Below are 17,617 nucleotides of genomic sequence, written 5' to 3'. Positions count from 1 at the left end.
GCCTGGGTCACCACGAAGCGCCGGGACCCTCCACCGCTGGTGCGGCTTCAGTGGGCCCGGACCGCCGAGGCGGTCCGGAGCCGGCGCGGTCTTCTTACATCTGGTCTTCGAACTTCTTGGCCAGCTCTTCGATGTTTTCCGGCGGCCAGTTGGGCACGTCCATGCCGAGATGCAGGTTCATGCCCGCGAGCACTTCCTTGATCTCGTTCAGCGACTTGCGGCCGAAGTTCGGGGTGCGGAGCATTTCCGCCTCCGTCTTCTGGATCAGGTCGCCGATGTAGACGATGTTGTCGTTCTTCAGGCAGTTGGCCGAACGGACCGAGAGCTCGAGCTCGTCGACCTTCTTCAGCAGCGCCGGGTTGAACGGCAGTTCCGGCTTGGCCTCGCCTTCGACCTTCTTCTTCGGCTCTTCGAAGGTGATGAAGATCTGCAGCTGGTCTTGCAGGATGCGGGCGGCGTAGGCCACCGCGTCCACCGGCGAGATGGCGCCGTTGGTTTCCACTTCCATGATCAGCTTGTCGTAGTCGAGGCTCTGGCCCTGACGGGTCGGCTCGACACGATAGGCGACGCGCTTGACCGGCGAATAGAGGCTGTCCACGGCGATCAGGCCGATGGGGGCGTCTTCCGGACGGTTCTGGTCGGCCGGGACGTAGCCCTTGCCGTTGTGCACGGTGAACTCCATGCGCACCTGGGCGCCGTCGTCCAGGGTGCAGAGCACGTGGTCAGGGTTGAGGATCTCGATGTCCGAGCCGGCCTCGATCTGACCAGCGGTCACCGTGCCGGGGCCGGTGGCGCGCAGGGTCATGCGCTTGGGGCCCTCGGCGTGCATGCGCAGGGCCAGTTGCTTGATGTTCAGGACGATGTCGACCACGTCTTCCCGCACGCCTTCCAGCGAGGAGAATTCATGCACGACGCCGTCGATCTGCACGGCCGTCACAGCGGCGCCTTGCAGCGAGGATAGAAGAACGCGGCGCAGGCTGTTGCCCAGCGTCACACCGAAGCCGCGCTCGAGAGGTTCGGCCACCAGACGCGCCTTGCGGTTCGCGTCGGCGCCGGTCTCGATCATCGGCTTCTCGGGACGGATGAGCTCGTTCCAGTTTCTTTCGATCACGGATAGGTGTCCCTCGAACGCAGGATCGCCGGACGCGGCTTACGCGGTCCGGCGAAGGGGGATAGCAGTACTTCGGTACTCAGACTCGCCGGCGCTTGGGCGGCCGGCAGCCGTTGTGCGGAATGGGGGTCACGTCGCGGATGGTGGTGATCGTCATGCCCACCGACTGCAGAGCGCGAAGCGCCGATTCCCGCCCGGAACCCGGGCCGGAGACGTTCACTTCGAGGGTCTTCACGCCGTGCTCGGCGGCCTTCTTGCCCGCGTCCTCGGCCGCCATCTGGGCGGCGTAGGGCGTGGACTTCCGGGAGCCCTTGAAACCCATCATCCCGGCGGAAGACCAGGAGATGGTGTTCCCCTGGGCGTCGGTGATGGTGATCATGGTGTTGTTGAACGAGGCGTTCACGTGCGCCACGCCCGAGGTGATGTTCTTGCGTTCGCGACGTTTGACGCGCGCCGGTTCCTTGGCCATCGACTAGCTTTCTTACTTCTTCTTGCCGGCGATCGGCTTGGCCGGGCCCTTGCGGGTCCGAGCGTTCGTGTGGGTGCGCTGGCCGCGGACCGGCAGGCCCTTGCGGTGACGCAGGCCGCGATAGCAGGCCAGGTCCATCAGACGCTTGATGTTGACCGCCGTCTCGCGACGCAGGTCGCCTTCCACCGTGTAGTCACGGTCGATGGCTTCACGGATCTGCAGCACCTCGGCGTCCGTCAGCTGGTTGACGCGACGAGCGTCTTCGATGCCAACCTTCTGGACGATCTCGGCGGCTTTCGCCTGGCCGATGCCATGGATGTACTGAAGCGCGATGACGACGCGCTTGTTAGTCGGGATGTTTACGCCGGCGATGCGGGCCACTTGGGGTATTCTCCTGGTCACGCAGAGAAGCGCGAACAACGCCCCGGCCCAAGTTGGGAGGCCGGCACGTCCCTCGCGCGTTTCGCGGAAGCGGCCCGTTATAGGGACAGTTGCGTTTCCGTCAATGCCGGAAGCGCCGGAAAATGACCTTCTTTGGGCTCTTGCGCGCACGGCCCGCCCTCCCCTGGGGTCCAGGCGGGGGCTTGGCACGATCATCGCGCGACTTTCACGGCGAAAACAAGTCCCCGGGCCGGGCGCCACGGCCCGGCGCGGCGTTTCGAATCGATTCCGCGACGCGGAAGGGGGATACGCGGCGACCGCCCGCCCCCGGGCTTGGCCAGGTTCATCAGCTCGGAGAGGCGCGGTGCGAACGCAAGACGCCGCCGGCGCCTGTCGGGCGCGGCGGCGGTCCTGGAGCCCCGGGACGAGCCCGGGAGCTGCGTGACGATGAAGCGGGTCCCCGCCCCTAGCGCGGGGCGTCCAGGGCCTTGTCGATGGCCGCGGCGACGGTGTCGATCGACCCCATGCCGTCGACCTGCGCCAGCTTCTTCTGGCCCTCGTAATAGGGCAGCAGCGGCGCGGTGTTGTCGTTATAGGCCGACAGCCGGACCTTGAAGCTTTCCGGGTTGTCGTCGGGGCGGCCGGATTCGGCGAAGCGGCCGGCGATGCGCTCGATCAGGGCCGCGTCGTCCACCTTCAGGCGGACGACCAGGTCGATCTTCTTGCCGCGCTTGGCCAGCATCTCGTCGAGGGCCTTGGCCTGGGCCAGGGTGCGGGGGAAGCCGTCGAAGATGGCGCCGCCGGCGGCCTCGGTCTCCGGCAGGCGTTCCTCGATCAGGGCGATGACGATCTCGTCGGTCACCAGCTCGCCGCGCTCCATGACGCCCGCCACCTTCTTGCCGAGCTCGGAGCCCGAGGCGATGGCGGCGCGCAGCATGTCGCCGGTGGATAGCTGGACCATGTTTCGGCCATCCACCAGCCGCTTGGCCTGGGTGCCCTTGCCGGCGGCCGGCGGTCCGAACAGAATCAAATTCATGACTTAAATATCCCCTCCCCGCCGGCCATCCCCATGACCGGCGTCAAATTTGGTGGCGCGGCGTCTAGCGACCGCGTCCGCCCCGCAGCTTCGACTTCTTGATCAGGCCCTCATATTGGTGGGCCAGAAGATGCGACTGGATCTGGGTCACGGTGTCCATGGTCACGCTCACCACGATGAGGATCGAGGTGCCGCCCAGATAGAAGGGCGCGTTGTAGAAGGCGATCAGCGCCTCCGGCAGCAGGCAGACCACGGTGATATAGGCCGCGCCGACGACGGTCAGGCGGGTCAGGACGAAGTCCAGATACTCCGCCGTGCGCTTGCCGGGCCGGATGCCGGGCAGGAAGCCGCCGTACTTGCGGAGGTTCTCGGCGGTGTCCTCCGGATTGAAGACGACCGAGGTGTAGAAGAAGCAGAAGAACACGATCAGGGCGCCGTACAGCACCATGAAGGCCGGGCGGCCGTGCTGGAGCTGACCCACCACGGTGGGCATCCACTGCAGGTAGCTGGGCAGGTCGGCGTTGGCCAGGAAGCTCATAGCCGTGGCCGGCAGCAGCAGCAGGGACGAGGCGAAGATCGGCGGGATCACGCCCGAGGTGTTGATCTTCAGCGGCAGGAACGAGGTGTCGCCGCCGAACATGCGGTTGCCCTGCTGGCGCTTGGGATATTGCACCAAAAGCCGGCGCTGGGAGCGCTCCATGAAGACGATGACCAGCACCACGCCGATGGCCAGCGCGGTGATCAGGAACAGGGCCGCGGCCGGCAGGGCCCCGGTCCGGGTCATGGAGAACATCTGGAAGATGCCGCGCGGCAGGACCGCGACGATACCGGCGAAGATGATCAGCGAGACGCCGTTGCCGACCCCGCGGCTGGTGATCTGCTCGCCCAGCCACATCAGGAACAGGGTGCCGCCGGTGAGCGTCACGACCGTGGAGACCAGGAAGAAGACGCCGGGATTGTTCACCAGGCCCTGGCTGTTCTGCAGCCCGATGGCGATCCCGAAGGACTGCAGCAGGGCCAGGACGACCGTCAGGTAGCGGGTGTACTGGTTCAGGGTCTTGCGGCCCGCCTCCCCGCCTTCCTTCCGCAGCTTCTCCCAGGGCGGATAGACCGTCCCCAGCAGCTGCACGATGATCGAGGCCGAGATGTAGGGGCCGACATTGAGGGCGAAGATCGCCATCCGCTGCACGGCGCCGCCCGAGAACATGTTGAACATGCCCAGGATGCCCTGCGACTGGCCCTGGAAGGCCTGCTCGAAGGCGGCGATGTCGATGCCGGGGATCGGGATGTAGGTCCCGAGCCGGTAGACCACCATCGCCATGATGGTGAAGGTGATACGCTTGTGAAGCTCGGTCGCCTTGGAGAAGGCGCCGAAGTTCATGTTGGCGGCGAGCTGTTCGGCGGCCGAAGCCATAGGGTACCCCGAAGCTTTGAGACCGGTCGTACATAGGGCGTCCGACCGGCGGTGTCATCTGACGCCCGCCATCCCTCCCCGTTTGCGGGAAGGGACGGACGGAGGGTCTTAGGCTTCGGCCGATTCGGCGGCGACGGGCGCGGTCGTGGTGACCTTGCCGCCGGCCTTCTCGACAGCGGCCTTGGCCGCGGCCGAGGCCGAATGGACGGTGATGTCGATCTTGGAGCTCAGGACGCCCTTGCCCAGCAGGCGCACGCCGTCCAGTTCGCGGCGCACGATGCCGGAGGCCACCAGGACCTTGGCGTCGATGGGCTTCTTGGCGTCGAGCTTGCCGGCGGCGATCGCCTGCTCGAGACGCCAGAAGTTCACTTCGGCGAACTTCAGCGCGTTGGGATTGTTGAACCCGCGCTTGGGCATGCGCATGTGCAGCGGCATCTGGCCGCCTTCGAAGCCGGCGATGGCGACGCCGGAGCGCGCCTTCTGGCCCTTGACGCCGCGGCCGCCGGTCTTGCCCTTGCCGGAACCTTCACCGCGGCCAACGCGCATGCGGTTCTTGGTGGAGCCTTCGCGCGGCTTCAGTTCATTGAGCTTGGTCATGTGACGCCTCTCCTTGGAGATCAATCGCCGGGCTCGCGCCCGACTCGGCTGATGGAAATGTCAGAAGGGCGGCGCAAGCGCCGCCCTTCGAAGTCTTGTGCAGGCCTTTAGGCCTTGGTCTCGACCACTTCAAGCATGTGGGCGACCTTGGCGATCATGCCGCGCACCGAGGGGGTGTCCTCCAGGGTGGAGACACGGCCCATCTTGTTCAGGCCCAGGCCCACGAGCGTGGCGCGCTGATCCTTGGTGCGGCGGAGCGGGCTGCCGGTCTGACGAACAGTGACAGTAGCCATGGTTCTTATTCTCCGTCGGCGGCGGCGCTGGCGCCGTCGGCGCGGCGGCCGATCACGTCAGCGACCTTCTTGCCGCGCTTGGCGGCGACCTGACGGGGCGAAGACTGAGCCTTCAGCGCCTCGAAGGTCGCGCGCACCATGTTGTAGGGGTTGGACGAACCGACCGACTTGCCGACCACGTCCTGGACGCCCAGGGTTTCGAGCACGGCGCGCATCGGACCGCCGGCGATGACGCCGGTGCCCGGAGGGGCCGAGCGGACCATGACCTTGCCGGCGCCCCAACGGCCATTGCCGTCGTGGTGCAGGGTGCGGCTCTCGCGGAGCGGCACGCGGATCATCGTCTTCTTGGCTTCCTCGGTGGCCTTGCGGATGGCTTCGGGCACTTCACGCGCCTTGCCATGCCCAAAGCCCACGCGGCCCTTCTGGTCGCCGACGATCATGAGGGCGGCGAACGAGAAACGACGGCCCCCCTTCACGGTGGCGGCGACGCGGTTGATGTGCACCAGCTTCTCGACGATGTCGGAATCGGCGCGCTCTTCAGCGGGGTTGCCGCGGTTGCGATCGCGGCGATTGTCGCCGCCGCCGCCTTGTGAGTTTCCACGAGCCATCTGCGTACCCCTAGAAGTTCAGGCCGGCTTCGCGCGCGGCGTCGGCGAGGGCCTTGACCCGGCCGTGGTAAATGTAGCCACCGCGATCGAAGACGACGTCCTTGACGCCCTTTTCGATGGCGCGCTGGGCGACCAGGGCGCCGACGCGGGCGGCGGCGTCCTTGTCCGAGCCCTTGGCCTTCTTGTCGTCGCCTTCCAGCGAGGACGCGGCGGCCAGGGTCACGCCGCGAGCATCGTCGATGATCTGGGCGTAGATGTTCTTGGACGAGCGGAAGACCGACAGGCGCGGACGCCCGTTGGCCAGCGACCGCAGGCGGATGCGCGTGCGCTCAGCGCGGCGCTTGGCGGTGTCACGAGGAGTAAGAGCCATGACCTACTTCTTCTTGCCTTCCTTGCGACGGACCACTTCGCCCGCATAGCGGACGCCCTTGCCCTTGTAGGGCTCGGGGGGCCGGAGCCGGCGGATCTGCGAGGCGATCTCGCCAACGACCTGCTTGTCGATGCCGCTGATCTTGATTTCGGTTTGCTTGGGCACCGCGAAGGTGATCCCGCTGGGCGGGGGCACATCCACGTCATGGCTGAAGCCGAGCTGCATGGAGAGCGCTTCGCCCTTCATCGCGGCCCGATAACCGACGCCGACCAGCTCGAGAGTCTTCTCGAAACCGGTGGTGACGCCGATGACCATGTTGCCGACCAGGGTCCGCGAGAGGCCCCACATGGCTTGCGCCCGGGTGTTCTCGACCGACTTGGTCAGGTTGAGCTCGGCGCCCTCGTGCTTGACCACGATCTCTTCGGGCAGGGTCCAGGAGAGTTGGCCCTTGGGCCCCTTCACCTCGATGGTCTGACCGGAGATGGTGACCGTGACCCCGGAGGGGACGGCGACCGCCTTCTTTCCGATACGGGACATTCTAGTAGACCCTGCAGAGGACTTCGCCGCCCACGTTCGCGTCGCGAGCGGCCGTGTCGGACATGACGCCCTTGGGCGTCGACAGGATCGAGATCCCAAGACCGTTCTTCACGGGCTTCAGATCAGAGATCGACGAATAGACGCGACGGCCAGGCTTCGAAATCCGGCGGATTTCCACGATGACCGGCTGGCCATCGAAGTACTTCAGCTCGATTTCGAATTCCGGGAAGGCGCCGGGCTGCTGCACCAGGTGGTAGCCGCGGATGTAGCCTTCGTCGGCCAGGACGTCGAGGACGCGCGCGCGCATCTTCGAGGCCGGGCACATGACTTTCGCACGGCCGCGCGTGGCGGCGTTCTTGATGCGGGCGATCATATCGCCAACGGGGTCGTTCACCATGAGACCCTCCTCACCAGCTCGACTTCACGAGGCCAGGAATCTGGCCACTCGATCCCAGATCGCGCAGGGCGATCCGGCTCATACGGAGCTTGCGGTAATAGGCCCGCGGACGCCCGGTGACTTCGCATCGATTGCGGATGCGGGTCTTGGACGAGTTGCGCGGCAGCTCGGCAAGCTTGAGGCGAGCCTCGAAGCGTTCTTCGAGGGGCAGGCTCTCGTTGTTCGCAACCGCCTTCAGCGCATCGCGCTTGCTGGCGTATTGCTTGACGAGCTTCTTGACCATCTCGTTGCGGTTTACGGCGCTTTTCTTAGCCATCTGTTCTTTCCTTCCCGCCGGTTACGCTTGAACGAACGGGAATTGGAATTCCTTGAGAAGCGCGCGCGCTTCGTCATCGGTCTTCGCTGTCGTGGCGACGATGATGTCCATGCCCCACATTTGGTCGATTTGGTCGTAGTTGATCTCCGGGAACACGATGTGCTCCTTCAGACCCATGGCGTAGTTGCCACGACCGTCGAACGAGGTCGGCTTCAGGCCCCGGAAGTCCTTCACCCGCGGCAGAGCGATGGTGATCAGACGGTCCAGGAACTCGTACATGCGGTCGGCGCGCAGGGTGACCTTCGCCCCGACGACCATGCCTTCGCGCAGCTTGAAGCCGGCGATGGAGTTACGGGCCTTGGTGGGCAGCGGCTTCTGGCCGGCGATCTTGGCCAGGTCCGCGATGGCCGCATTGACCTTCTTGGAGTCGGCCACGGCCTCGCCGATACCCATGTTCAGGACGATCTTGTCCAGCTTGGGGATCTGCATCTCGTTGGTATAGCCGAACTGTTCCTTCATCACCGCGCGGATGCGCTGGCGATATTCGGACTTCAGCCGCGGCTCGTAAGCTTGCTCAGCCATTGATCACCTCACCGGTCGTCTTGGCGACGCGGACCTTCTTGTCGCCATCGACACGGAAACCGACGCGGGTCGGCTTGCCCTTGGAGTCCACGATCGCGACGTTCGAGACGTGCAGCGCGGCTTCCTTGCTCTTGATACCGCCCTGGGGATCGGCTTGGGTCGGGCGGGTGTGACGCTGAACCAGGTTCAGGCCTTCCACCACGACACGCTCTTCCTTGGGCATGACCTTCAGGACGGCGCCTTGGCGGCCCTTGTCCTTGCCGGCGAGGATCACGACGCGATCCCCCTTCTTGATCTTCGCGGCCATCACAGCACCTCAGGCGCGAGGGAAATGATCTTCATGTGGTTCTTGGCGCGCAGTTCACGGGGAACCGGGCCGAAGATCCGCGTGCCGATCGGCTCGCTTTGCTTGTTCACGATCACGGCCGCGTTCTTGTCGAACCGGATCACCGAGCCGTCCTTGCGCTTGATGGCGGAGGACGTGCGCACGACGATGGCCTGAAGGACGTCGCCCTTCTTCACGCGACCGCGCGGGATGGCTTCCTTGACGGAGACGACGATCTTGTCGCCCACGCCGGCGTAACGACGGCCAGCGCCGCCGAGCACCTTGATGCACATCACACGACGGGCGCCGGAATTGTCGGCGACTTCGAGGTTAGTCTGCATCTGGATCATGGGATCAGACTTTCCTTACGAGCCCTGGACAGCGGCGGCCTTAGGCAGCGCTTCCCAGGTCTTGGTTTTCGATTTCGGCGCGCATTCGATGATGCGGACGATCTCGCCGGCCTTGTAGACGTTGGCCTCGTCATGGGCGTGGTACTTCTTGGACCGACGGACGGTCTTCTTCAGCACCGGGTGCAGGAAGGTCCGTTCGACCTTCACCACGAGCGTCTTGTCACCCTTGTCGGAGACGACGACGCCTTCGAGAATTCGCTTGGGCATGTGTCGTTCTCCTTAAGCCGCAGCCTGCTTGGCGCGCAGGATGGTCTTGATCCGCGCGATGTCCTTGCGGACTTCGTTCGAGCGGTGGGTCTTCTCGACCTGGCCCGTGGCGGCCTGGAAGCGCAGGTTGAACTGCTCCTTCTTCAGGTTCAGCAGGGACTCGGCCAATTGATCGGGGGTCATGCCCCGGACGTCTGCAATCTTCATCACGCGGCCTCCGCCGTGACGGTTTCGATCCGCGTGACGATGCGGGTCTTCACCGGGAGCTTGGCCGCGCCGAGGCGCAGGGCTTCACGGGCCACATCGTCCGGCACGCCGTCGATTTCGAACATGATCCGGCCCGGCGCGACGCGCGCGGCCCAGTACTCGACCGCGCCCTTGCCCTTGCCCATCCGGACTTCGGCGGGCTTGTCGGTGACGGGAACGTCCGGGAAGATCCGGATCCAGACCCGACCTTGACGCTTCATCTGGCGAGTGATCGCGCGACGGGCGGCTTCGATCTGGCGGGCGGTGATCCGCTCGGGCTCAATGGTCTTCAGACCGTAGGAGCCGAAGTTCAGCGTGAAGCCGCCCTTCGAGTTCCCGTGGATCTTGCCCTTGAACTGCTTGCGGTACTTGGTTTTCTTCGGTGACAGCATAGCTCTGGATCCTACGCTCCGGCCTGGTCGCGACGGTCACGGCGCGGCCCACGGTCCGGACGGTCGCCCGAACGGTCACGTCCGCCGCCTTCGCCGGCCGGGCCGGATTCGGTGGCCAGACGCTTGTCCAGCGCCATCGGGTCATGGTCGAGGACTTCGCCTTTGAAGACCCAGACCTTCACGCCGATGATGCCGTAGGTGGTCTTGGCTTCGGTGACGCCGTAGTCGATGTCGGCCCGCAGGGTGTGACGCGGAACGCGGCCCTCGTGATAGCTCTCGGTCCGCGCGATTTCGGCCCCGCCGAGGCGGCCGGCCACTTCGACCCGCATCCCCTTGGCGCCCAGACGCAGCGCGCTTTGCAGCGAGCGCTTCATGGCGCGGCGGAAGGCGATCCGGCGTTCCAGCTGCTGGGCGATGTTCTCGGCCACCAGTTGAGCGTCGGTCTCGGGCTTGCGGATCTCGACGATGTTCAGGTGAACCTCGCCGTCGGTGATGGTGTTGACGTCCTTGCGGAGCTTGTCGATGTCCGCACCCTTCTTGCCGATGATCACGCCAGGGCGCGCGGCATAGATGGTGATGCGGCACTTCTTGTGCGGACGCTCGATGATGATGCGCGAGACGCCGGCCTGATAGAGACGCTTCTTCAGCATCTTACGGACCTTGATGTCTTCGTGCAGCAGCTTGCCGTACTCCGGACCGTCGGCGAACCAACGGCTGTCCCAGGTACGGTTGATGCCGAGGCGAAGCCCGACCGGATTTACTTTCTGACCCATCAGGCAGCCTCACCCAGTTCGCGGACCACGATGGTGATCTCGCTGAACGGCTTTTCAATGCGCGACGCACGGCCGCGAGCGCGGGCGGCGAAACGCTTCATCACCAGGTTCTTGCCCACGAAGGCCTCGGCGACGACGAGCGAGTCGATGTCGAGGTTGTGGTTGTTCTCGGCGTTGGAGATCGCCGAATAGAGCGCCTTGCGGACGTCCTGGGCGATGCGCTTGGGGCTGAACTCGAGTTCGTTCAGGGCCCGCTGCACCTTCAGGCCGCGGATCGACTGGGCCACGAGGTTCAGCTTCTGAGCCGAGGTGCGCAGGGTGCGCACCTTGGCCATGGCTTCAGCGGCCTCGAGCCGACGGGGTTTCGCTTGCTTGGACATGCTACTTCCTCTTCGCCTTCTTGTCGGCGGCGTGGCCGGGGAAGTACCGGGTGGGCGCGAACTCACCGAGCTTCATGCCGACCATGTCTTCGCTGACCAGCACGGGGACGTGCTTCTGGCCGTTGTGCACGCCGAACGTCAGACCGACGAACTGCGGCATGATGGTGGAGCGGCGCGACCAGGTCTTGATCACGTCCTTGCGGCCGGACCCTTGGGCGGTCTCGGCCTTCTTGAGCAGGTATCCGTCGACGAACGGACCTTTCCAGACGGAACGGGTCATGGATTAACGAGCCTTCCGAGCATGGCGCGAACGGATGATGTACTTGTCCGTCGTCTTGTTGGTGCGGGTCTTGGAGCCCTTGGTCGGCTTGCCCCAAGGCGTGACCGGGTGACGACCGCCCGAGGTGCGGCCTTCGCCGCCGCCGTGGGGGTGGTCGACCGGGTTCATGACGACGCCGCGGACGTGCGGGCGGAAGCCCATGTGACGCGTGCGGCCGGCCTTACCCAGGACCTGGTTCATGTGGTCCTGGTTGGACACCGCGCCGACCGTGGCCATGCAGGTGTCCTGGACCATCCGAAGCTCGCCCGAACCCAGACGGATCTGGGCGTAGCCGGCGTCGCGGCCGACCAGCTGGGCGTAGGCGCCGGCGGACCGGGCGACCTGGCCGCCCTTGAGGGGCTTCAGCTCGATGTTGTGGATGATCGTGCCGATGGGCATGCCACGAAGCGGCATGGCGTTGCCCGGCTTCACGTCGGCCTTCTCGGAGGCGATCACCTGGTCGCCGACCTTGAGGCGCTGCGGAGCCAGGATGTAGGACAGCTCGCCGTCCTCATACTTGATCAGCGCGATCCAGGCGGTGCGGTTGGGGTCGTATTCCAGGCGCTCGACGGTCGCGGGCATGTCCCACTTCCGGCGCTTGAAGTCGACCATCCGATAGAGGCGCTTGGCGCCGCCGCCGCGGAAGCGAACGGCGATACGACCACCGCCGCCACGACCGCCGGACTTGGTCAGGCCCTGAACCAGGGACTTGACCGGCCCGCCCTTGTGGAGCTCGGAACGGTCGACCAGCACCAGGCTACGACGGCCCGGCGAAGTCGGATTGTAATGCTTCAGAGCCATCGGCTTAGAGCCCCGTGGTGATGTCGATCGACTGGCCTTCGGCCAGGGTCACGACAGCTTTCTTGACGTCCGAGCGACGGCCCGGACGGCCCCGGAAGCGCTTGGTCTTGCCCTTGACCACCAGGGTGTTGACCTTGGTGACCGTGACCTTGAACAGCGCTTCGACGGCTGCGGAGATTTCGTCCTTGGTCGCGTCCATGGCCACGCGGAAGACGACCTTGTTCTGCTCGGAGAGCAGGGTGGCCTTCTCGGTGATCACGGGCGACAGGATCGCGTCGTAGTGGCGGGCGACGGGGTTAGCCATCACGCGGCCTCCTTCTCAGCGAAACGGGCGTTGATCGCATCCACCGCGTCCTTGGTCAGGACCAGCGTATGGCGACGCAGCACGTCATAGACGTTGAGGCCGGCGTTCGGCAGCACATCCACGTTGGGAATGTTGCGAGCGGCCAGGGCGAAGTTGTTGTCCACTTCGGCGCCGGCGATGATCAGCGCGTTCTTCAGGCCCATGGTGTCGAACTGGGCGCGAAGGGCGGCGGTCTTCGGATCGGTCAGCACCGCGGCGTCCAGGACGACCAGCGAGCCGGTCTTGACCTTGGAGGACAGCGCATGGCGCAGGGCCAGGGCGCGGAACTTCTTGGGCAGGTCGAAGGCGTGGCTGCGGACCACGGGACCGTGGGCCTTGGCGCCGCCGACGAACTGAGCCGCACGGCGCGAACCGTGACGGGCGCCGCCGGAGCCCTTCTGCTTGTACATCTTCTTGCCCGTACGAGAGACCTCGTTGCGGACCTGGATCTTGTGGGTCCCGGCGCGGCGCTTGGCGAGTTGCCAGGTCACCATGCGCTGAAGGATGTCGCCACGGATCTCGTCGATGCCGAACACGGCGTCGGACAGTTCGATCGAACCACCCTTGGCGCCGTCAAGTTTGATGACGTCGAGTTTCATTATTCTGCGCCCTCGGCTGCGGGGGCTTCGGCCGGAGCCTCGTCCACCGGCGCCGCGTCAGCGGCGGGAGCGACCTGGCCAGCCTTGCGGAAGCCGCCGGGGACCGGGGCTTCAGCCGGACGGGCCGACTTGATGGCGTCGCGGATCTTTACGTAGGTGCCCTCGGTGCCGGGGACCGCGCCCTTGATCAGGATCAGGCCGCGCTCGACGTCGATGCGCCAGACCGAGACGTTCAGGGTGGTGACGGTTTCCTGGCCGAGGTGGCCGGCCATCTTCTTGCCCTTGAAGGTCTTGCCCGGATCCTGCCGTTGACCGGTGGAGCCGTGCGCCCGGTGGGAGACCGACACGCCGTGGGTGGCGCGCATGCCGCCGAAGTTCCAGCGCTTCATGGCGCCCTGGAAGCCCTTACCGACCGTCTTGGCCGTCACGTCGACCTTCTGGCCGGGGACGAAGTGGTCGGCAGTGAGCTCGGCGCCCACGTCGATGAGGTTGTCCGCGGTGACGCGGAACTCGGCCAGCTCGTGCTTGGGCTCGACTTCGCTCTTGGCGAAGTGACCACGCATGGCCTTGGAGGTGTTCTTGGCCTTCTTGACGCCGGCTCCGAGCTGGAGGGCGACATAGCCGTCTTTATCCTGGGTCCGATGAGCGGTGACCTGGCAGCCTTCGAGGCTGAGGACGGTCACCGGCACATGGGTTCCCGCTTCATCGAAGAAGCGCGCCATGCCCAGTTTCTTGGCGATCACGCCGGTACGCATCGACCGATCCCCTCTAGAGCTTGATCTCGACGTCCACGCCGGCGGACAGGTCGAGCTTCATCAGCGCGTCCACGGTCTGCGGGGTGGGGTCGACGATATCGAGCACGCGCTTGTGCGTGCGGATTTCGAACTGCTCGCGCGACTTCTTGTCGATGTGCGGCGAGCGGTTGACGGTGAATTTTTCGATGTGCGTCGGCAGGGGGATGGGCCCCCGGACGGTCGCGCCGGTGCGCTTGGCCGTATTGACGATCTCACGCGTGGAATGATCCAGCACGCGGTGATCGAAGGCCTTGAGCCGGATGCGGATGTTCTGACGATCCATATCGCTCTTCAATTTCCCCTACAGACGACGGTCCGTCCGCGTGACTTTGACCATTTCAAAGACCAACCCAAACGCCCCCCAAGGGAGACGCTCGTACGCGTAAGTCCGCTAAAAACGACATAGGCCCGCGCGAAAGGTTTCCGCGAGGGCCCCGCCCGGTCGCCCGATTTCTCAGGGTTCCGGGTCGTTCTGCGAACCGCGTCTGCGCCTCAAATCACTTCGAAGCGCACAGCCGATCCAACAAGAGGCGCGTCTATACGTGTGCGACTCGGCCTCGTCAAGGCCAGCAACGGCCCCGGTTCAGGAAGTTTCGGAGGCTCGGTTCAGTAGCAGGCCAGGCCCGCGCAGAACTTCTTGCCCTTGGGTCGGCCCCACCGGACATTGCCGTCCCCGTCATAGGCCACCTTCGCCTGTCCGGCGAGCAGGCGCACCGTGATCAGGCCCGATCCGCGCATCTCGGCGTCCAGCATGCCGACGGTTCCCCGGTCGTCGATGCGGCCGTCGCCCTTCATGATCAGCTTGGCGGTGGAGGTGACCCCCTGCCCCACCACGATGGTCCCGGAGCCGTCCACGGTCGCCTTCAGGGCGCCGTCCACGTGGCTGGCGATCACCTGGCCAGGTCCGGTCTGGGTCACGGTCAGGCCGCTGGAGAGGGGCGCCAGCCGCCAGGTCCCGCAACCGGTCGCCGAGAGCTTCAGGGACCGGCCGGCGCCGGCCTGGCCGAACACCGCGCCGCGGGTGGTGATGTCGGCGTCCAGGGGAACCCGCGCGGTCAGGGTGGGCAGGTCCTTGAGGGCGATGGCCCGCCCCCAGCGGCTGACGCCGGCGGCGGTGCAGCGATAGCCGAACACCCAGGGCAGGGTCTGCTCCAGCCAGGAGCTGGCCCCGGTGACCCGGGCGCCGCCGCCGGCCACGGGATGGATGGCCAGCCGCGGGTCGGCGGTGAGCGCCATGTCGGGCCGCGCCTCGGGGATGACCACCAGGCGGGCCGCCGGCGCCTCCAGGGTCAGGGCCGGCGCGGCCAGGGCCAGGGCCGGCGCCCCCAGGGCGATCGTGAGACTGAACAGGAACTTCATGGCCTGACCAGACCAGAGAAGTTTACATCTGTAAATCCCAAGCCCCCCGGGCGCACCACTTCATCAACCGCCAATTCAGCCGATGCTCACATTGCCCGAGCCGACGATGGCCTTGGATACAGCACCGGTCACCGACTTGACGTGGACGTCGCCGGACCCTGCGATCTTCGCCGTCAGGCTGCCCGCCACGCCGTTGAAGTCGACATTGCCCGAGCCGGCGATGGAGGTGGTCACCTGGCTGGCGTGGCCGCCGGAGATCTTCACGTCCCCGGAGCCGGCGATCTTGACGTTCAGCGGACCCGAGATCGAGGCCACGTCCACGTCGCCCGACCCGGCCACGGACACCTCCAGCGCCCCGGCCACGGCCTGGGTGCGGACGTCCCCGGACCCGGCCACCCGCAGGTTCGCCTCCCCGGCCGAGCCGGTGCTGGTGTCGCCCGAGCCGGCGACGTTGATGTTCATCTTCCCGGCCACATTGCCCACCGTCCAGTCGCCGCAGCCGGCGTTGGAGAGCTCCAGGCTGGCGGTCTTGCCCACCGAGCCGAACACCGCCCCGCCGGCCTCGACCTTGGCGTCCTTGGGGGTGCGGATCACAATCTGGGGCATGTCCTCATAGGCCACGTCGCCGATTCCCGAGACAAAGACCCGGGTCCGACCGCCGCTGCTGTTGCAGCTCTTGATCTTCCGATCGAGATCGCCGTCGACGATGGTCTTGCCGCCCATGCTGCGGACCTGCAGCGGCAGGCTGGGATTGGTGGTCAGGAACTCCACCTTGATGTCGCCCCGGTCCTCGGGGATCACCACCACCCGGGCGACGGCGTCCTTGACCTCGACGGTGGCGGCGTTGGCGGCGGACGCGGCGCCGGCCATCAGGGCCAGGGCCGACGCGGCGGTGAGAATGGTCGGAAGACGCATGGGGTCCCCTCCTCTTGATGGATCAATCTTGAGGCGACGGTAGACGGCGCTGCAGGCCAAGGCAGCTTAATTCGAGGTCATGACAGCCCGGTCATCTGGCCCCCGCCTCGAAGGCCGCCAGCAGCCGTTCGTGGCGCCACTGCTCTCGGGCCTTGTCGCTGCCGGCCACCAGGGCCGCGCAGGGGCCCGGCCTCGGCTCGACCTGGCCGATCTGACCGGCGCAGGCCTTGGCCGGCCGCCGATAGGTCCCCGGATCGGACCACAACCCCTCCCCGCTCAAGAAGGAATAGGCGATGGCGTTGCGCGCCGAGGCCTTCAGGTCGCCGTAGCTCGCCCCCTCGTCGGCGGCCCGGGCGTATTCGTGGGAGAGGTCGATCCGCAGGATGCCGGCGTCGTCGGTGGAGAGGCTCACCGGCACCCGGCGCTGGCGCAGCCAGGCATAGGGATGGGCCTTGCCGGACACCTCCAGGATCTTGTCGTTGGACGTGAGGTTCACCTCCACCAGGATTCCCTGGGCGGCCATCTCCGCGGCCAGGCCCTCGGCGTCGGTCTCCAGGGGCAGGTCGACCCCGTGCCCGATGCGGCGCGCGCCGGCCACCCGCACCGCCTGCGCGATGTGGAAGCGCAACGCCTCAGGCGTGGCGTACTTGAAGGAAAGCTCGCCGGCGTGCAGGGCCGCCTTGGCGGTCCGGCCATGGTCGGTCAGATAGTCCACCATCCTCATGTGCAGGCTGTAATTGGCCAGGGCCTGGGGATGGTCCTCCGGGGCCACCAGCTGCAACCCGACCCAGCGCCGGTCGGCGGCGATCAGCGCCACTCCGAGCTGGAGCTGGGCGAACGTCTGCTCCGGCGGCCCGACACGCCCGGCCTGGACCAGGTAGCGCACGGTCACCTGGCAGCCCGGCGCGGCCTCCGGCGTCCCGCACTTCATCACCGCCCGCGCCCGCGCCTCCAGGGCGTCGGTCTCGGCCATGGCGGCCGGAACCAGCGCCTCGAGGCCCGCGGCGCTGTTGGCCGCCTTCTGGGCCGCCAGATCCCCGCCTTTCCAGCCGACCTTCGCCCCCAGGATCCGCGACGACGCGCCTTGAGGCGTCACCATGGCCTCGAGATAGAAGGTGTTCTGCCGGGCCAGGCCGTCCATCACCAGGGCCAGACTATCCCCGCCCCGCTTGGCGCCCACCGCCCCGAAGCGTCCGAAGGCGCCGAAGAACTGGTCGTGGCCCGAGCGGTCCAGGAAGTCGGGACGCCGCACCGACAGGCTGTCGATCATCGCCGTGCGCAGCAGGTCGTCGCCGGCCAGGACCGCGGCCAGCTTGAGATCCTCCCCCGGCTGGCAGGGCGGGGTCAGGGCCAGGGTCTTGAGGTTGACGCAGAGGCCGTCCTCCGCCGCCCAGGCCAGCAGGGTCTCGGGGAAGATCGCGCCGGCGATGTGGTTGTGCAGTTCGCCGCCCTTGGGCATCTGCCGCGTGAAGGCGGTCAGCTCGCCGCCGGTCATCCTGGCCAGGTCCGGCGCGGCCTGCGCCCCGCCCGCCGCCAGGGCCAGAACCAGCCCCGCCGCCGCCCAGAATCTCCTCGCCATGATCCCCGCTCCTTTGCCGCAGGCGGCCCGAGGCGGACGGGGGAGTCAAGAGCTTGACCGGGAA

Annotated in this window: 29 protein-coding genes; all 29 read right to left on the bottom strand. The window is 66.5% G+C overall.

The annotated features are described in order from the left end of the window. Positions 1-94 precede the first annotated feature (94 nt). Positions 95-1,111: a DNA-directed RNA polymerase subunit alpha gene (locus tag ACO06I_RS03455; RefSeq protein WP_421931214.1), complete on the bottom strand. Its 1,017-nt coding sequence runs from the start codon at positions 1,109-1,111 to the stop codon at positions 95-97. A 79-nt stretch (positions 1,112-1,190) separates the two neighbouring features. Further along, positions 1,191-1,580 carry a 30S ribosomal protein S11 gene (gene rpsK, locus ACO06I_RS03450; RefSeq protein ID WP_056730086.1) on the bottom strand — a complete coding sequence of 130 codons (390 nt, stop codon included), beginning with the start codon at positions 1,578-1,580 and terminating at the stop codon, positions 1,191-1,193. Positions 1,581-1,592: 12 nt separating this feature from the next. Continuing rightward, on the bottom strand, positions 1,593-1,961 hold the full coding sequence (gene rpsM, locus ACO06I_RS03445; protein ID WP_215340948.1) for a 30S ribosomal protein S13: 369 nt from the start codon (positions 1,959-1,961) through the stop codon (positions 1,593-1,595). 466 nt (positions 1,962-2,427) lie between these two features. Next, a complete protein-coding gene (locus ACO06I_RS03440) occupies positions 2,428-2,997 on the bottom strand; it encodes an adenylate kinase (RefSeq protein ID WP_421931213.1) in 570 nt (189 codons plus the stop codon). Between the two features lie 64 nt (positions 2,998-3,061). Then, positions 3,062-4,411, bottom strand: a complete 1,350-nt coding sequence (gene secY, locus ACO06I_RS03435; protein WP_421931212.1) for a preprotein translocase subunit SecY — start codon at positions 4,409-4,411, stop codon at positions 3,062-3,064. A gap of 108 nt (positions 4,412-4,519) precedes the next feature. Beyond that, positions 4,520-5,008: a 50S ribosomal protein L15 gene (gene rplO / locus ACO06I_RS03430; protein WP_421931211.1), complete on the bottom strand. Its 489-nt coding sequence runs from the start codon at positions 5,006-5,008 to the stop codon at positions 4,520-4,522. Between the two features lie 107 nt (positions 5,009-5,115). Further along, a complete protein-coding gene (gene rpmD / locus ACO06I_RS03425) occupies positions 5,116-5,301 on the bottom strand; it encodes a 50S ribosomal protein L30 (RefSeq protein ID WP_215340952.1) in 186 nt (61 codons plus the stop codon). A 5-nt stretch (positions 5,302-5,306) separates the two neighbouring features. Continuing rightward, the gene (rpsE, locus tag ACO06I_RS03420; RefSeq protein ID WP_304700164.1) at positions 5,307-5,909 is read right to left on the bottom strand and encodes a 30S ribosomal protein S5; all 603 of its coding nucleotides are present in this window, start codon (positions 5,907-5,909) and stop codon (positions 5,307-5,309) included. A gap of 10 nt (positions 5,910-5,919) precedes the next feature. Then, entirely contained in the window at positions 5,920-6,279 is a 360-nt protein-coding gene (rplR, locus tag ACO06I_RS03415; RefSeq protein WP_421931210.1) for a 50S ribosomal protein L18, read from the bottom strand. Positions 6,280-6,282: 3 nt separating this feature from the next. Continuing rightward, the gene (gene rplF, locus ACO06I_RS03410; RefSeq protein ID WP_421931209.1) at positions 6,283-6,816 is read right to left on the bottom strand and encodes a 50S ribosomal protein L6; all 534 of its coding nucleotides are present in this window, start codon (positions 6,814-6,816) and stop codon (positions 6,283-6,285) included. 1 nt (position 6,817) lies between these two features. Then, entirely contained in the window at positions 6,818-7,213 is a 396-nt protein-coding gene (rpsH, locus tag ACO06I_RS03405) for a 30S ribosomal protein S8 (protein WP_304700156.1), read from the bottom strand. Between the two features lie 10 nt (positions 7,214-7,223). Next, positions 7,224-7,529, bottom strand: coding sequence for a 30S ribosomal protein S14 (gene rpsN, locus ACO06I_RS03400; protein ID WP_304700154.1), 306 nt, complete (start codon positions 7,527-7,529; stop codon positions 7,224-7,226). Between the two features lie 21 nt (positions 7,530-7,550). Next, complete coding sequence (rplE, locus tag ACO06I_RS03395; RefSeq protein WP_421931208.1) at positions 7,551-8,111, bottom strand: 50S ribosomal protein L5; 561 nt, start codon at positions 8,109-8,111, stop codon at positions 7,551-7,553. Next, the gene (rplX, locus tag ACO06I_RS03390) at positions 8,104-8,418 is read right to left on the bottom strand and encodes a 50S ribosomal protein L24 (protein WP_215340959.1); all 315 of its coding nucleotides are present in this window, start codon (positions 8,416-8,418) and stop codon (positions 8,104-8,106) included. Before rplX ends, rplE begins: the two co-directional genes overlap by 8 nt. Further along, a complete protein-coding gene (gene rplN / locus ACO06I_RS03385) occupies positions 8,418-8,786 on the bottom strand; it encodes a 50S ribosomal protein L14 (RefSeq protein WP_056018090.1) in 369 nt (122 codons plus the stop codon). Before rplN ends, rplX begins: the two co-directional genes overlap by 1 nt. 15 nt (positions 8,787-8,801) lie before the next feature. Further along, on the bottom strand, positions 8,802-9,053 hold the full coding sequence (gene rpsQ / locus ACO06I_RS03380) for a 30S ribosomal protein S17 (protein WP_215340960.1): 252 nt from the start codon (positions 9,051-9,053) through the stop codon (positions 8,802-8,804). A 12-nt stretch (positions 9,054-9,065) separates the two neighbouring features. Next, positions 9,066-9,260, bottom strand: coding sequence for a 50S ribosomal protein L29 (gene rpmC, locus ACO06I_RS03375; RefSeq protein WP_421931207.1), 195 nt, complete (start codon positions 9,258-9,260; stop codon positions 9,066-9,068). Then, complete coding sequence (gene rplP / locus ACO06I_RS03370) at positions 9,260-9,691, bottom strand: 50S ribosomal protein L16 (RefSeq protein ID WP_421931206.1); 432 nt, start codon at positions 9,689-9,691, stop codon at positions 9,260-9,262. Before rplP ends, rpmC begins: the two co-directional genes overlap by 1 nt. An 11-nt stretch (positions 9,692-9,702) precedes the next feature. Beyond that, complete coding sequence (gene rpsC / locus ACO06I_RS03365; protein ID WP_215340963.1) at positions 9,703-10,464, bottom strand: 30S ribosomal protein S3; 762 nt, start codon at positions 10,462-10,464, stop codon at positions 9,703-9,705. Further along, a complete protein-coding gene (gene rplV, locus ACO06I_RS03360) occupies positions 10,464-10,844 on the bottom strand; it encodes a 50S ribosomal protein L22 (RefSeq protein WP_421931205.1) in 381 nt (126 codons plus the stop codon). Before rplV ends, rpsC begins: the two co-directional genes overlap by 1 nt. Position 10,845: 1 nt before the next feature. After that, positions 10,846-11,124, bottom strand: coding sequence for a 30S ribosomal protein S19 (gene rpsS / locus ACO06I_RS03355; protein WP_056730050.1), 279 nt, complete (start codon positions 11,122-11,124; stop codon positions 10,846-10,848). A 3-nt stretch (positions 11,125-11,127) separates the two neighbouring features. Continuing rightward, entirely contained in the window at positions 11,128-11,964 is an 837-nt protein-coding gene (gene rplB / locus ACO06I_RS03350; protein WP_421931204.1) for a 50S ribosomal protein L2, read from the bottom strand. Positions 11,965-11,968: 4 nt separating this feature from the next. Next, positions 11,969-12,268: a 50S ribosomal protein L23 gene (locus ACO06I_RS03345; protein WP_421931203.1), complete on the bottom strand. Its 300-nt coding sequence runs from the start codon at positions 12,266-12,268 to the stop codon at positions 11,969-11,971. Next, positions 12,268-12,906: a 50S ribosomal protein L4 gene (gene rplD, locus ACO06I_RS03340; protein WP_215340968.1), complete on the bottom strand. Its 639-nt coding sequence runs from the start codon at positions 12,904-12,906 to the stop codon at positions 12,268-12,270. The genes ACO06I_RS03345 and rplD overlap by 1 nt, the downstream gene beginning before the upstream one ends. Next, complete coding sequence (gene rplC / locus ACO06I_RS03335) at positions 12,906-13,661, bottom strand: 50S ribosomal protein L3 (RefSeq protein ID WP_421931202.1); 756 nt, start codon at positions 13,659-13,661, stop codon at positions 12,906-12,908. Before rplC ends, rplD begins: the two co-directional genes overlap by 1 nt. Positions 13,662-13,674: 13 nt before the next feature. Further along, complete coding sequence (gene rpsJ / locus ACO06I_RS03330; RefSeq protein ID WP_056730043.1) at positions 13,675-13,983, bottom strand: 30S ribosomal protein S10; 309 nt, start codon at positions 13,981-13,983, stop codon at positions 13,675-13,677. 323 nt (positions 13,984-14,306) lie between these two features. Next, positions 14,307-15,059: a hypothetical protein gene (locus ACO06I_RS03325; protein ID WP_421931201.1), complete on the bottom strand. Its 753-nt coding sequence runs from the start codon at positions 15,057-15,059 to the stop codon at positions 14,307-14,309. Positions 15,060-15,134: 75 nt separating this feature from the next. Further along, positions 15,135-15,974: a GIN domain-containing protein gene (locus ACO06I_RS03320; protein ID WP_421931200.1), complete on the bottom strand. Its 840-nt coding sequence runs from the start codon at positions 15,972-15,974 to the stop codon at positions 15,135-15,137. A gap of 91 nt (positions 15,975-16,065) precedes the next feature. After that, the gene (locus tag ACO06I_RS03315) at positions 16,066-17,553 is read right to left on the bottom strand and encodes an adenosine deaminase family protein (RefSeq protein ID WP_421931199.1); all 1,488 of its coding nucleotides are present in this window, start codon (positions 17,551-17,553) and stop codon (positions 16,066-16,068) included. Between the last annotated feature and the right edge of the window lie 64 nt (positions 17,554-17,617).

The organism is Phenylobacterium sp. (assembly GCF_965229015.1).
Classification (GTDB): Bacteria; Pseudomonadota; Alphaproteobacteria; order Caulobacterales; family Caulobacteraceae; genus Phenylobacterium.
Note: the sequence above shows the minus strand (reverse complement) of the source record. Positions and strands in the feature narration are given on the sequence as shown.

Bases quoted from the DNA above. Each gene is read 5' to 3' on its own strand.
- rpsK (WP_056730086.1), bottom strand. From the start codon at position 1,580: ATGGCCAAGGAACCGGCGCGCGTCAAACGTCGCGAACGCAAGAACATC.
- ACO06I_RS03440 (WP_421931213.1), bottom strand. From the start codon at position 2,997: ATGAATTTGATTCTGTTCGGACCGCCGGCCGCCGGCAAGGGCACCCAG.
- secY (WP_421931212.1), bottom strand. From the start codon at position 4,411: ATGGCTTCGGCCGCCGAACAGCTCGCCGCCAACATGAACTTCGGCGCC.
- rplO (WP_421931211.1), bottom strand. From the start codon at position 5,008: ATGACCAAGCTCAATGAACTGAAGCCGCGCGAAGGCTCCACCAAGAAC.
- rpmD (WP_215340952.1), bottom strand. From the start codon at position 5,301: ATGGCTACTGTCACTGTTCGTCAGACCGGCAGCCCGCTCCGCCGCACC.
- rpsE (WP_304700164.1), bottom strand. From the start codon at position 5,909: ATGGCTCGTGGAAACTCACAAGGCGGCGGCGGCGACAATCGCCGCGAT.
- rplR (WP_421931210.1), bottom strand. From the start codon at position 6,279: ATGGCTCTTACTCCTCGTGACACCGCCAAGCGCCGCGCTGAGCGCACG.
- rplF (WP_421931209.1), bottom strand. From the start codon at position 6,816: ATGTCCCGTATCGGAAAGAAGGCGGTCGCCGTCCCCTCCGGGGTCACG.
- rpsH (WP_304700156.1), bottom strand. From the start codon at position 7,213: ATGGTGAACGACCCCGTTGGCGATATGATCGCCCGCATCAAGAACGCC.
- rpsN (WP_304700154.1), bottom strand. From the start codon at position 7,529: ATGGCTAAGAAAAGCGCCGTAAACCGCAACGAGATGGTCAAGAAGCTC.
- rplE (WP_421931208.1), bottom strand. From the start codon at position 8,111: ATGGCTGAGCAAGCTTACGAGCCGCGGCTGAAGTCCGAATATCGCCAG.
- rplX (WP_215340959.1), bottom strand. From the start codon at position 8,418: ATGGCCGCGAAGATCAAGAAGGGGGATCGCGTCGTGATCCTCGCCGGC.
- rplN (WP_056018090.1), bottom strand. From the start codon at position 8,786: ATGATCCAGATGCAGACTAACCTCGAAGTCGCCGACAATTCCGGCGCC.
- rpsQ (WP_215340960.1), bottom strand. From the start codon at position 9,053: ATGCCCAAGCGAATTCTCGAAGGCGTCGTCGTCTCCGACAAGGGTGAC.
- rpmC (WP_421931207.1), bottom strand. From the start codon at position 9,260: ATGAAGATTGCAGACGTCCGGGGCATGACCCCCGATCAATTGGCCGAG.
- rplP (WP_421931206.1), bottom strand. From the start codon at position 9,691: ATGCTGTCACCGAAGAAAACCAAGTACCGCAAGCAGTTCAAGGGCAAG.
- rpsC (WP_215340963.1), bottom strand. From the start codon at position 10,464: ATGGGTCAGAAAGTAAATCCGGTCGGGCTTCGCCTCGGCATCAACCGT.
- rplV (WP_421931205.1), bottom strand. From the start codon at position 10,844: ATGTCCAAGCAAGCGAAACCCCGTCGGCTCGAGGCCGCTGAAGCCATG.
- rpsS (WP_056730050.1), bottom strand. From the start codon at position 11,124: ATGACCCGTTCCGTCTGGAAAGGTCCGTTCGTCGACGGATACCTGCTC.
- rplB (WP_421931204.1), bottom strand. From the start codon at position 11,964: ATGGCTCTGAAGCATTACAATCCGACTTCGCCGGGCCGTCGTAGCCTG.
- ACO06I_RS03345 (WP_421931203.1), bottom strand. From the start codon at position 12,268: ATGGCTAACCCCGTCGCCCGCCACTACGACGCGATCCTGTCGCCCGTG.
- rplD (WP_215340968.1), bottom strand. From the start codon at position 12,906: ATGAAACTCGACGTCATCAAACTTGACGGCGCCAAGGGTGGTTCGATC.
- rplC (WP_421931202.1), bottom strand. From the start codon at position 13,661: ATGCGTACCGGCGTGATCGCCAAGAAACTGGGCATGGCGCGCTTCTTC.
- rpsJ (WP_056730043.1), bottom strand. From the start codon at position 13,983: ATGGATCGTCAGAACATCCGCATCCGGCTCAAGGCCTTCGATCACCGC.
- ACO06I_RS03325 (WP_421931201.1), bottom strand. From the start codon at position 15,059: ATGAAGTTCCTGTTCAGTCTCACGATCGCCCTGGGGGCGCCGGCCCTG.
- ACO06I_RS03320 (WP_421931200.1), bottom strand. From the start codon at position 15,974: ATGCGTCTTCCGACCATTCTCACCGCCGCGTCGGCCCTGGCCCTGATG.
- ACO06I_RS03315 (WP_421931199.1), bottom strand. From the start codon at position 17,553: ATGGCGAGGAGATTCTGGGCGGCGGCGGGGCTGGTTCTGGCCCTGGCG.